This window comes from Streptomyces sp. NPDC101166 (genome assembly GCF_044768125.1).
Classification (GTDB): domain Bacteria; phylum Actinomycetota; class Actinomycetes; order Streptomycetales; family Streptomycetaceae; genus Streptomyces.
Genome location: NZ_JBIWPF010000003.1, coordinates 1 through 11,771, shown reverse-complemented (window position 1 = coordinate 11,771; position 11,771 = coordinate 1). Strand labels below are relative to the sequence as shown.

At 70.9% G+C, this 11,771-nt stretch carries 13 protein-coding genes; 6 read left to right on the top strand and 7 right to left on the bottom strand.

Annotated features, from left to right (window positions below; translation table 11 throughout):
* Window positions 1-62 precede the first annotated feature (62 nt).
* From ACIRS4_RS06880 to ACIRS4_RS06870, 3 genes are all read right to left on the bottom strand, one after another.
* Window positions 63-815, bottom strand: coding sequence for a transglycosylase SLT domain-containing protein (locus tag ACIRS4_RS06880; RefSeq protein WP_404191129.1), 753 nt, complete (start codon window positions 813-815; stop codon window positions 63-65).
* Window positions 816-1,166: 351 nt separating this feature from the next.
* Window positions 1,167-2,246, bottom strand: a complete 1,080-nt coding sequence (locus ACIRS4_RS06875) for an S-adenosylmethionine:tRNA ribosyltransferase-isomerase (RefSeq protein ID WP_404191126.1) — start codon at window positions 2,244-2,246, stop codon at window positions 1,167-1,169.
* Complete coding sequence (locus tag ACIRS4_RS06870) at window positions 2,246-2,941, bottom strand: SDR family NAD(P)-dependent oxidoreductase (RefSeq protein WP_404191123.1); 696 nt, start codon at window positions 2,939-2,941, stop codon at window positions 2,246-2,248. The genes ACIRS4_RS06875 and ACIRS4_RS06870 overlap by 1 nt, the downstream gene beginning before the upstream one ends.
* 238 nt (window positions 2,942-3,179) lie before the next feature.
* Here ACIRS4_RS06870 and ACIRS4_RS06865 point away from each other — a divergent pair, with 238 nt between their 5' ends.
* Both ACIRS4_RS06865 and ACIRS4_RS06860 read left to right on the top strand, forming a co-directional pair.
* Entirely contained in the window at window positions 3,180-4,349 is a 1,170-nt protein-coding gene (locus ACIRS4_RS06865; protein ID WP_404191120.1) for a GAF domain-containing sensor histidine kinase, read from the top strand.
* Complete coding sequence (locus ACIRS4_RS06860; RefSeq protein ID WP_404191117.1) at window positions 4,342-4,983, top strand: response regulator; 642 nt, start codon at window positions 4,342-4,344, stop codon at window positions 4,981-4,983. The genes ACIRS4_RS06865 and ACIRS4_RS06860 overlap by 8 nt, the downstream gene beginning before the upstream one ends.
* Before the next feature lie 28 nt (window positions 4,984-5,011).
* Here ACIRS4_RS06860 and ACIRS4_RS06855 read toward each other — a convergent pair whose 3' ends face one another.
* The gene (locus ACIRS4_RS06855; RefSeq protein WP_404191115.1) at window positions 5,012-5,794 is read right to left on the bottom strand and encodes a hypothetical protein; all 783 of its coding nucleotides are present in this window, start codon (window positions 5,792-5,794) and stop codon (window positions 5,012-5,014) included.
* Between the two features lie 208 nt (window positions 5,795-6,002).
* Here ACIRS4_RS06855 and ACIRS4_RS06850 point away from each other — a divergent pair, with 208 nt between their 5' ends.
* The 3 genes from ACIRS4_RS06850 (at window position 6,003) to ACIRS4_RS06840 (ending at window position 8,417) form a co-directional block, all read left to right on the top strand.
* On the top strand, window positions 6,003-6,800 hold the full coding sequence (locus ACIRS4_RS06850) for an ABC transporter ATP-binding protein (protein ID WP_404191113.1): 798 nt from the start codon (window positions 6,003-6,005) through the stop codon (window positions 6,798-6,800).
* Window positions 6,801-6,884: 84 nt separating this feature from the next.
* Window positions 6,885-7,316, top strand: coding sequence for an NfeD family protein (locus ACIRS4_RS06845; RefSeq protein ID WP_404191110.1), 432 nt, complete (start codon window positions 6,885-6,887; stop codon window positions 7,314-7,316).
* Window positions 7,317-7,457: 141 nt separating this feature from the next.
* Window positions 7,458-8,417 (top strand): SPFH domain-containing protein, encoded by a 960-nt coding sequence (locus ACIRS4_RS06840; protein ID WP_404191107.1) that lies wholly within the window; start codon window positions 7,458-7,460, stop codon window positions 8,415-8,417.
* A 35-nt stretch (window positions 8,418-8,452) separates the two neighbouring features.
* On the opposite strand, the gene ACIRS4_RS06835 is transcribed toward ACIRS4_RS06840, so the two are convergent.
* From ACIRS4_RS06835 to ACIRS4_RS06825, 3 genes are all read right to left on the bottom strand, one after another.
* Window positions 8,453-8,959 (bottom strand): HNH endonuclease, encoded by a 507-nt coding sequence (locus ACIRS4_RS06835; RefSeq protein WP_130437496.1) that lies wholly within the window; start codon window positions 8,957-8,959, stop codon window positions 8,453-8,455.
* A 198-nt stretch (window positions 8,960-9,157) separates the two neighbouring features.
* Window positions 9,158-9,697 carry a YbhB/YbcL family Raf kinase inhibitor-like protein gene (locus tag ACIRS4_RS06830; RefSeq protein WP_404191104.1) on the bottom strand — a complete coding sequence of 180 codons (540 nt, stop codon included), beginning with the start codon at window positions 9,695-9,697 and terminating at the stop codon, window positions 9,158-9,160.
* 63 nt (window positions 9,698-9,760) lie between these two features.
* Window positions 9,761-10,543: a sporulation protein gene (locus ACIRS4_RS06825; protein ID WP_130437498.1), complete on the bottom strand. Its 783-nt coding sequence runs from the start codon at window positions 10,541-10,543 to the stop codon at window positions 9,761-9,763.
* A gap of 154 nt (window positions 10,544-10,697) precedes the next feature.
* Between ACIRS4_RS06825 and ACIRS4_RS06820 the strand changes: the two genes are divergently transcribed.
* Window positions 10,698-11,339: a DNA-3-methyladenine glycosylase gene (locus ACIRS4_RS06820; protein ID WP_404191100.1), complete on the top strand. Its 642-nt coding sequence runs from the start codon at window positions 10,698-10,700 to the stop codon at window positions 11,337-11,339.
* Window positions 11,340-11,771: the final 432 nt, after the last annotated feature.

Below are 11,771 nucleotides of genomic sequence, written 5' to 3'. Positions count from 1 at the left end.
ACGACGCCCGAGGGCGGCACCCCGGTCCGGGAGGCCGCCCTTCCGCGTGTCCGGGTGGGGGATCAGTACGCGCTGTCGACGTTGTCCATGGAGCCGTACTTGTCGGCCGCGTAGTTGCACGCGGCGGTGATGTTGGCGACCGGGTCGTAGATGTTCCAGGAGGTGCCCGGGACGTGGTAGGCCGCGAAGGTCGGCGGGATCACCTGCAGCAGGCCCTTCGACGGGATGCCGTTGATGGCGTTGATGTCCCAGTTGTTGATCGCCTTCGGGTTCCCGGAGGACTCGCGCATCACGTTGCGGTGGATGCCGCTGTAGGAGCCGGGGATGCCGTGCTTCTTCATGATGTCGAGCGACTCGCGGATCCAGCCGTCGAGGTTGTCGGAGTAGCTCTTGGCGGCGACCTTCTTCACGGCGACCTGCTGGACGGCGACGCGCTGCACGGAACGGCTCGCCGCGGCGCGCTCGGCCGCACGCTTGGCCGCACGCTCGGCGGCGGCCTTCTTCTCGGCGGCAGCGGCGGCCGCCTTCTTCTTCGCCACGGAGGCAGCGGCGGCGGCCTTCTTCGCGGCCGCCGCGTCCGCGGCCGCCTTCTTCTTCGCCTCGATCGCCTGGACCTTCAGGCTGGCGCCGGCCAGCTGGTCGGTCACACCGGCCTTGACGTCCCGCACGGGCTCGGAGCGGTAGGCGACCTGGGACAGGGGAGCGGCGTCCGTCGTGGTCGTGTGCGCGTCGGCCGGGACCACCGAGAAGGCGATGGCGGCGGCCCCGAGCGTGGCGACACCGGCGATCGCGATCTTGTGAGTGTTCTTGGGCATGCGGAAGGACCTCTTCGAATAGACGGGAGGTCGCTCTTTCGTCCGACGGCGGACACGGGTGCTTTTCCGGCACGAACGCCGCGGTCCGAAACCCGCGGCGCTGAGCGACGAGAGCAATTCTTAGCGGCCGCAAAATCCGGTGGCAAAGGTGTGACGTACGATCCCCGGTAGTGGATCAGGGAAGGGCAAAACGGGACAGACCAACACGTCTGTCCCGTTCGGAGGGGGGCGGTTTGTGTCCTATTGACTTTCGTACGTGATGTGCGCCCTATGTGCGGGCTCACACGGCCCCTCGATCGTTCTCACCGATAGTTGCGGCAGCAATGCTCTGTGTGAGTGCGCCGGTCTGCTTCACGGCCCGTCCGCGCCGCCCGTCCCCGGCAGGAGGAGGTGCACATCGCCGAACTCGTGCCACAGATACCGCCCCCGCACCGCCTGCGCGTACCCGCGCTCCAGCGCGGCCCGCCCCGCCACCGCCTCCAGCATCAGCAGATGCGAGGCCTCCGGCTCGTGCAGCCCGGTCAGCAGGGCGTCCACCGCCCGCACTCCCCGCTCCGGAGTGACGACGAGATCCGTCCACCCCTCCCGCGCGCGTACGACCCCGTCCGCCCCGACCGCCGACTCCACGGCCCGCACGGCCGTGGTCCCCACGGCGATCACCCGGCAGCCGGCGGCCCGCGCCGCGCCGATCGCCCGCGCCGACGCCTCGGACACCGCGAACCGCTCCGGATACGGAGGCTCGTGCGACTCCGCCGAGGCCACCCCCGTGTGCAGCGTCACCGGCGCGAACCCCACACCACGGCTCACCAGCTCCGCCACCAGCCGCGCCGTGAACGGCCGCGCCGCACTCGGCATCTCCGCACTGCCCGCCCCGTCCGCCGAAGGCAACGCGAACACCGTCTGGTACGCCGACAACGGCTGGTCCCGCTCCGTGTACCCGTACCGGATCGGACGCCCGTGCTCCCGCAGCAGCCCCGGCACCGCCCCACCCGACACCCGCGCCCACCACAGCCGCCCGCTGCCCCCGCTCAGCGGCTCCTCCAGCACCAGCCCCGCACCGCCCGGCAGCCCCACCCGCACCCCCGCCGGCCCGCCCGCACGCGCACGCGTGGTCCCCTTCCCGTCCGGGTCCCGCAGCTCGACCGCCCACCGGCCGTCGTCGCCCCGGGTGGAGAAGTGCACCACCACGCGCGCGGACCCGATCGACCCGTCCACCGCCGCCGCCAGCGTGGGAGAGGTGTTCACCACCAGCAGATCCCCGGCCCGCAGCATCGACGGAAGCTCACGGAACGCGTGATGCGTCACCTCGGCGCCCCGCGACACCAGCAGCCGTACGTCGTCCCGCCCCCACCCCGGCCCGCGCCGCTCGGCCGGCACCCGCGCCGACCTCCCCGCCGAAAGCCCGCCCGGCGCCCGCACGGCCGACGACATCACCGCACCTCCAGCAGCGCCGGCGCCGCGTACCGGCCGCTCGCCGGCCGCTCCTCGACCAGCCGCAGGAAGGCCGGCGCCACGACGCCCGGCTCCGGCCGCGCGTCCCCGTCCCCCGGCACGGCCGCCGCGTACAGGTCGGTGGCCATGTCCCCCGGATCCACCGCCCACACCCGCAGCCCCGGCTCCTCCGCCGCGAGCACCGCCGCGAGCTGGTCCAGGGCCGCCTTCGACGCCCCGTAACCGCCCCACGTCGCATACGCCTCGGCCGCCGCGTCCGAACTGACCGCGATCACCGCCCCGGCCGGCGCCGCCCGCAGCAGCGGCAGCGCCTCCTGCACCAGACCCAGCGCCGCCACCACGTTCACCTCCAGCGCCCGCCGCAGCCCGTCCAGGGCCAGCTCCTCCAGCCGCACCAGCGGCTCGGCGCCCAGCGCGCTCGCGTTGCTCACCAGCAGATCGCAGCCCCCCAGCCCCCAGGCCGCTGCCACCAGCGCCGAGCGGTGCCCCGCGTCCACGACGTCCCCCGCGAGCGCCTCCACCCTCGTCCCATGCACCGCGACCGCCGCCGCCGTCTCCTTCAGCACCTCCGCGTTCCTGGCGTCCAGCACCAGATCCCAGCCCCGCGCGGCCAGCGCCTCGGCCAGCGCCCGCCCCAGCCCCTTCGACGCCCCCGTGATGATCGCTACCGGCATGACAACCGTCCCCTCGTCCGAACCGCCGCACGGCGGTCCCCTCACGCTAGGAACGCGCACACCCCCACCGCCTCGGCCGTCGGACCGGTGCCACCGGGACCCTTCGTCGTACGCCCCGGCACCCGGGCCCCGCGATCCACGTCCACGAGAGAGGGACCCCGGTCCTAGGTCCGCGGTCCTACCCCGGTGCGTCACAGGCCCGATCCGCGCTGTCACACCCCGCCGGTACCGTGAGGACATGAGTCAAGGCCCCCGGTCCGGCCTCGCCGCGGTGAGCTCCGCGCTGCTGGCCATGAGCAGGCACCTGGAGGTGCGCGACGTCCTCAAGACGATCGTCGCCTCCGCCCGCGAGCTGCTCGACGCGCAGTACGCCGCGCTCGGCGTCCCGGACGACCACGGCGGCTTCGCCCAGTTCGTCGTCGACGGCGTCAGCGAGGAGCAGTGGAAGGCCATCGGCCCTCTGCCCCGCCAGCACGGCATCCTCGCCGCCATGCTGCACCAGGCCCGCCCCGAGCGACTCGCCGACGTCCGCGAGGACCCCCGCTTCGAGGGCTGGCCCGCCGCCCACCCCGACATGTCCGACTTCCTGGGCCTGCCCATCCGCGACGGCGACGAGATCATCGGCGCCCTCTTCCTGGCCAACAAACTGCGCCCGGAAAGCACGGACTCCTCGAACCGGCAGTGCGAGAGCGGCTGCGGCTTCACCGAGGACGACGAGGAACTCCTGTCCATCCTCGCCCAGCACGCCGCGATCGCCCTCACCAACGCCCGCCTCTACGAGCGCAGCCGCGAACTGACCATCGCCGAGGAACGCTCCCGGCTCGCCCACGAGTTGCACGACGCGGTCAGCCAGAAGCTGTTCTCCCTGCGCCTGACGGCCCAGGCCGCCGCCGCCCTCGTCGACCGCGACCCCTCCCGCGCCAAAGGCGAACTCCAGCAGGTCACCGCGCTCGCCGCCGAGGCCGCCGACGAACTGCGCGCCGCCGTGGTGGAGTTGCGCCCCGCCGCACTGGACGAGGACGGCCTCGTCGCCACCCTGCGCACCCACGCCCAGGTCCTCGACCGTGCCCACACCGCGCGCGTCACCTTCACCAGCCGAGGCGTCCGCGCCCTGCCCGCCGCACAGGAGGAGGCCCTGCTGCGCGTGGCCCAGGAGGCGCTGCACAACGCCCTGCGCCACTCCGGGGCCGACCACGTCGACGTCACCCTCCACAAACGCGGCCCCGACACGGTGCTGCGCATAACCGACGACGGCGAGGGCTTCGACCCCACCACGGTCCGCCGGGCCGGCCGCCACCTCGGCCTGGTGTCGATGCGGGACCGGGCCGGCGGGATCGGCGGCAGCCTGACGGTGGATTCGGCGCCCGGGAAGGGCACCACGATCGAGATGGAGGCCCCCGGTGGCTGACCCAATCAAGGTGCTGCTCGTCGACGACCACCAGGTCGTCCGCCGCGGACTGCGCACGTTCCTCGAGGTGCAGGACGACATCGAAGTCGTCGGCGAGGCCTCCGACGGCGCCGAAGGCGTCGCCCGCGCCGAGGAGTTGAGGCCCGACGTCGTGCTGATGGACGTCAAGATGCCCGGCATGGACGGTGTGGAGGCGCTGCGCACCCTCCGCGAACTCGACAACCCCGCGCGCGTGCTGATCGTCACCAGCTTCACCGAACAGCGCACGGTGGTCCCCGCCCTGCGCGCCGGCGCCGCCGGATACGTCTACAAGGACGTGGACCCCGACGCGCTGGCCGGCGCGATCCGCTCCGTCCACGCCGGGCACATCCTGCTCCAGCCGGAGGTCGCAGGCGCGCTCCTGTCCCAGGAGGAAGCCAACTCAGGCCAGGGCAGGGGAGGTTCGCTCACCGAGCGGGAGCGAGAGGTGCTGGGCCTGATAGCGGACGGCCGCTCCAACCGCGAGATCGCCCGCGCCCTGGTGCTCTCGGAGAAGACGGTCAAGACCCACGTCTCGAACATCCTGATGAAGCTCGACCTCGCCGACCGCACCCAGGCCGCCCTGTGGGCCGTACGCCACGGAATGGCCGGCTGACAGCCGCGTCACCGGCCCGAACCCCGGCTCACCTCACCCCCCACGTCTCCCCGACGGAGTTGTACGCGGCGACCTGCGCCCGCCGGGCCGTCCGCTCCACCGGCCGCAACGCCTCCCCCCGCGCCGCCATCTCGGAAGCGCTCACCGCACCCCCCTCCCCCCGCTGCTGAGCCAGAGACACCAGCAACGACACCCGCTGCGCCAACTCCAGCACCCGCACCGCCCGAGGCGGATATCCGGGCGCCAGCACCTCACGCCCCCGCTCCGCCCGCGCCCGGTACGCGTCGATCGCCGCCTCCGCCACCGGCCCCGACCCCGCCACGTCCAACCGCGACAGCGCAGCCGTCGCCTCCCGCAACGCCTCCGCCAACTCCCGCTCCGCCTCACCCAGCGACGGAACATCCGCCGGCGGCGCCTCCCGCACCGCGAGGCAGTGCCACACCACCTCGACATGCACATCGCCCGAAGGCCCGGCCTCGAACACCTCGGGCACCAGCCCGAACGCCGCCCCGTGACACACCACCGCCTCCCGCGCCTCCAACGCCCGCACGTTGAACTCCGGCGGCCCGCTCAACCCCAGCGGATGCCCCGGCGCCGGCAGAGCCAGCCGCAGACCCCGCACCCCCAGCGCCCGCAGCCGCCCCAGCGCCAGCGTGAGCCCCACGGGCGCCCCCTCGCCGGGCAGCCCCTCCACCCGGTGCACGGCGTCCTCCCCGACGATGGCGAGCACGGCGTCGTCCGGCGAGACAAGTCCGGCCAAAAGGGCATTTCCCCAAGCGGCAAGGCGACCAGAGCGCGGTTCCGAAAGCATCCCCCCACCCTAGGCGCACCGATCGAGACCCATCCCGGCGTCGCCCGGAACCGTCGGAAGGGCCCAAGGACCGGACCGAGGGGACGGGTCCCCCGACCGGTGGCGTAGATTTTCCCGGAGGGCCGCGCCCACCCGCGCGCGGCGGTCCGAGCCACAGGCGTACGCGACGACCGAGTCCGGCCACACTGCAAGGGGAGACAACGCGCTCATGAGCGATGTTCTGGAGCTTCAGGACGTATCCGTGGTCCGCGAGGGCCGGGCTCTCGTGGACCAGGTCTCCTGGTCGGTCAAGGAGGGCGAGCGCTGGGTCATCCTCGGCCCCAACGGAGCCGGCAAGACGACCCTGCTGAACGTCGCCTCCAGCTACCTCTACCCGAGCAAGGGCACCGCCACCATCCTCGGCGAGACCCTCGGCACCCCCGGCACCGACGTCTTCGAGCTGCGCCCCCGCATCGGCATGGCCGGCATCGCCATGGCCGACAAGCTGCCCAAGAGCCAGACCGTCCTGCAGACCGTCCTCACCGCCGCCTACGGCATGACGGCCGGCTGGCAGGAGGAGTACGAGGCCATCGACGAGCAGCGCGCCCGCGCCTTCCTCGACCGCCTCGGCATGAGCGACTACCTGGAGCGCAGGTTCGGCACCCTCTCCGAGGGCGAGCGCAAGCGCGCCCTCATCGCCCGCGCCCTGATGACCGACCCGGAGCTGCTCCTCCTCGACGAGCCCGCCGCCGGCCTCGACCTCGGCGGCCGCGAGGACCTCGTACGCCGCCTCGGCCGCCTCGCCCGCGACCCCATCGCCCCCTCGATGATCATGGTCACGCACCACGTCGAGGAGATCGCCCCCGGCTTCACCCACGTCCTCATGATCCGCCAGGGCAAGGTCCTCGCCGCCGGCCCGGTCGAGCTGGAGCTCACCTCCCGCAACCTCTCCCACTGCTTCGGCCTGCCCCTCGTCGTGGAACAGGTCGGCGACCGCTGGACCGCCCAGGGCCTCCCGATGTCCTGACCCCGCCCCGCGGACGGCACATCCCGGCGACCGCCCCCCTTCGCGCCCTGTCGGCAGCGGGACCCTCGGTCCTACGATGAGCGCGTGAACGACATCGACGCGTGGGTGTGGTGGCTCGTCGGCGCGGCAGCGCTGGGCATTCCGCTCGTGGTGACCGCGATGCCGGAGTTCGGCATGTTCGCGGCCGGCGCCGTCGCGGCCGCGGTCGCCGCGGCACTGGGCTTCGGCGCCGTCACCCAAGTCCTCGTGTTCGTCGCGGTGTCCGTCGCCCTCATCGCCGTAGTCCGCCCCATCGCGAACCGGCACCGCACCCAGCGGCCCCAATTCGCCAGCGGAGTGGACGCGTTGCGCGGAAAGCAAGCCGTCGTCCTGGAACGCGTCGACGGCTCGGGCGGACGCGTCAAGCTCGCCGGGGAGGTCTGGTCGGCCCGCGCGCTCGACACGGACCGCGCCTACGAGGTCGGACAGGAGGTCGACGTCGTGGAGATCGAGGGGGCCACGGCGATCGTCATCTGACCTTGCACAACTCCCGCACCACGTAAGTGAACCGAACGCCCCACGAGCCACACGACGGTCTGTCAGACTCGACCAGCAAGATCTTCGACAAGCATAAGATCTTCCAGAAGCGCCGAGGCGGAGAAGGGTACGGGGAACGCGATGGAACCGGTCATCATCGTCCTGATCATCCTGGTGGTGTTGGTCTTCATCGCCCTGATCAAGACGATCCAGGTCATCCCGCAGGCGAGCGCCGCCATCGTCGAGCGCTTCGGCCGCTACACGCGGACGCTCAACGCGGGCCTCAACATCGTCGTCCCGTTCATCGACACCATCCGCAACCGCATCGACCTGCGCGAACAGGTCGTGCCCTTCCCGCCCCAGCCGGTGATCACCCAGGACAACCTGGTGGTCAACATCGACACGGTCATCTACTACCAGGTCACCGACGCCCGGGCCGCCACCTACGAAGTCGCCAGCTACATCCAGGCGATCGAGCAGCTCACCGTCACCACACTGCGCAACATCATCGGCGGCATGGACCTCGAACGCACCCTGACCTCCCGCGAGGAGATCAACGCGGCCCTGCGCGGCGTCCTCGACGAAGCGACCGGCAAGTGGGGCATCCGCGTCAACCGCGTCGAGCTCAAGGCCATCGAACCGCCCACCTCCATCCAGGACTCGATGGAGAAGCAGATGCGCGCCGACCGCGACAAGCGCGCCGCGATCCTCACCGCCGAGGGCACCCGCCAGGCGGCCATCCTCACCGCCGAGGGCGAGAAGCAGTCCCAGATCCTGCGCGCGGAGGGCGAGGCCAAGGCCGCCGCTCTGCGCGCCGAAGGCGAGGCCCAGGCCGTCCGCACCGTCTTCGAGGCTATCCACGCCGGCGACCCGGACCAGAAGCTGCTCTCCTACCAGTACCTCCAGATGCTCCCGAAGATCGCCGAGGGCGACGCCAACAAGCTCTGGATCGTCCCCAGCGAGATCGGCGACGCCCTCAAGGGCCTCTCTGGCGCCATGGGCAACTTCGGCAACCTCGGAGGCGGTTCGAGCAGCGGCGGCAATGGCGGCAGCACGGAGAAGCGGATCCCGGAACGCCGCGAGAAGCCGTCGATCGACTGACGGCGCCCTCCCTCAGGACCCGCAGGGCGACATACCTAAGCCGCGTCCACGGACAACCACTCCGGCAACGCGGCCAGGTCCTCCTGCCCCAGCGCCAGCAACATGGCGTCCTGCGGCGAGGGTTCGAACGGCTCCCGCAGCAACGGCATCCCCGCCTGCTCCGGAGTCCGGTCCGCTTTACGGTGGTTGTCCTCCGCGCACGAGGCGACCGTGTTCAGCCACGAGTCCCGCCCACCCTGCGCCCGCGGCACCACGTGGTCCACGGTCGTCGCCCGCCGCCCGCAGTACGCGCACCGGTGCCGGTCCCTGACCAGCACACCCCGCCTCGACCACGGAGCTTGTCTTCGGAACGGCACCCGCACGAACCTGCACAGCCGGATCACCCGGGGCGCCGGTATGTCGACCGCGGCTCCACGCATCCGCAGTTCGGGGTGGGCCTGCTCGACGACGGCCTTGTCCTGAAGCACGAGAACGACGGCTCGGTTCAACGTCACCGTCGACAGCGGCTCGAAGCTCGCGTTCAGTACCAGCGTGTCCCGCATACCAGCCCACCTCCTGTGTGCACCGGCCCACCCCCTGGCGGGCTGGGATCAACTCTGGCCGGGCACGCCGAGATGGACAACGCAATATCTGCTGCTCCGACGCGGGGTGACCCTCGCGACCCCCGGCAACAAAAATGCCCGCCTCTGATCAATTCCAAGACCAGAGGCGGGCAAACGTTGAATGAACGATGACGAGGGTCAGTCCCCGGCGGAAACCTCGTACTCACCGATCAGCTGGGCCCGCGCGATCGTGTGGAAGCGCAGGTTGAAGCCGACGGCGGCCGGCGACGCGTCGGAGTCCGGCCCCAGCTTCTCCTGGTCCACCGCGTACACCGTGAACACGTACCGATGGGGACCGTCCCCGGGCGGCGGAGCGGCCCCGACGAACTCCTTGGTACCGGCGTCGTTGCGCGCGTGGACGGCGCCCTCCGGCAGCCCCTCGAACTTGCCGCTGCCCGCACCGACCGGCAGCTCCGTCACCGAGGCCGGAAGGTCGAAGACGACCCAGTGCCAGAACCCGCTCCCCGTCGGAGCGTCGGGGTCGTAGCAGGTCACAGCGAAGCTCTTGGTCTCCGGCGGGAAGCCCTCCCACCGCAGGTGCGGCGAGGTGTTCCCCGCCGCCTGGACCTGAGCACTCCTGAGCGTCGCGCCTTCCACGACATCCTCGCTGGCCACCGTGAACGACGGCACGGGCGGGTGGAAGTCGTGGGGCAGCGGCCGCCGCTTGAGCTCGGTCACCTCGGTACCTCCTGAATCGGTTCTGGAGTCAGTAGTTCCGTTCCGTGCCGAGCCTAGAACAGGCTAGAACCAGTTGCGCTTGCTGCCGACCTCCGAGAGCCACTGGTTGAGGTACGCCGCCCAGTCGGTCCCCTGGTAGTCGTGCAGCCCCACCTGGAAGGAACGGAACGTGTCGCTGCCCTCGCTGAACAGCCCGGGCTTCTTGTCCATCTCCAGCACGACGTCCATGGCGTGCGCGTCGGCCACGAAGCTCAGCTCGACCTGGTTCAGCCCCCGGTACTGCGCCGGCGGATAGAACTCGATCTCCTGATAGAAGGGCAGCTTCTGCCGGGTACCCCGGATCACGCCGCGCTCGAGGTCCGCGCTCTTGAACCGGAAGCCCAGCTGGATGAAGGCGTCCAGGATCGCCTTCTGCGCCGGAAGCGGGTGCACGTTGATCGGGTCCAGGTCACCGGAGTCCACGGCCCGGGCGATCTCCAGCTCGGTCGTCACCCCGATGTTCATCCCCCGCAGCGCCTGACCGTCGATCATCGTGACCGGCGTCTCCCACGGGATCTCCAGCCCGAACGGCACCGCGTGCACCGCGCCGGCCTGCAGCTCGAACGCCCCGCCCAGCCGCTGCTTGGTGAACTCGATGTCCTGCTTGTACTCCTGGTCGCCGCTCTCCACCTCGACCTTGGCCTGCAGACCGACCGACAGCCCCTCGATCTGCTGGTTGACGGAGCCGCCCTGGATCCGCACCTCGCCCTGGACGACGCCGCCCGGAACGACGTTGGCCTCGGTCAGCACCGTTTCCACGGAAGCACCGCCGGCACCGAGACTCGCGAGCAGCTTCTTGAACGCCATGACTCTCCCTTTACGACCTACGACCTCTGTGACGGGATCCCTGATCCCTACCAACGCGATCCAGCCGCGGTCGGTTCCGCGATCCCACCCTGGCAAGCCGAGTGCCCGCTGACCACCCCGACGCACCCACCCGTCTGCACTACGCTCGGAGGGCATGATCGCGACCCCCGACCGTACGCCCCTGCCCCGGTCATTCTTCGACCGCCCCGTCCTGGAAGTCGCCCCCGACCTCCTCGGCCGCCTCCTCGTCCGCACGACGCCGGACGGTCCGATCACCCTGCGCCTCACGGAGGTCGAGGCCTACGACGGCCCGAACGACCCCGGCTCCCACGCCTATCGCGGCCGCACGGCCCGCAACGACACGATGTTCGGCCCACCCGGACACGTGTACGTCTACTTCACCTATGGCATGTGGCACTGCATGAACCTTGTGTGCGGTCCCGAGGGGCGGGCGAGCGCGGTTCTGCTTCGGGCCGGCGAGATCGTCGAGGGGGCCGAGCCGGTGCGCAAACGTCGGCTCTCGGCCCGCAACGACAACGAACTCGCCAAAGGCCCCGCCCGCCTGGCGACAGCTCTGGACGTCGACCGGTCCCTCGACGGCGCGGACGCCTGCACCGCCGCGGACACCCCTTTGCGCGTCCTGGCGGGTACGCCCGTGGCGTCCGACCAGGTGCGCAACGGCCCCCGCACCGGAGTCTCCGGCGACGGAGCCGTCCACCCCTGGCGTTACTGGGTAGCTGACGACCCGACGGTGAGCCCGTACCGGGCCCATGTCCCCAGGCGCCGACGAAGTTGACGCGCCTTGGGCCGGGGCGTAATGTAGCCCGAGCCGCTTGACCCGGTTACGGCGTTCGCCAGTAGCTGGAAGCGGCCAACCCACTACCTACGACGCCCCTCAGCGGGGTCGAATTCGTCATGTCCGCATGCCTGAATTCGAACTCGATTGAACTCGATTATGAGTTGGCGAGGGGATCGGCTAACGTAGTGAATGTCGAAAGGCCGACAGGCGAAAGCTGAAAGCCCGAAGACAAACCCGCCGACTGGGAATCGGACACCGAAAGGGTCTGATAGAGTCGGAAACGCAAGACCGAAGGGAAGCGCCCGGAGGAAAGCCTGAGAGAGTCTCTCGGGTAAGTACAAAGGAAGCGTCCGTTCCTTGAGAACTCAACAGCGTGCCAAAAATCAACGCCAGATATGTTGATACCCCGTCTGCGGCAGTGATAGCCGT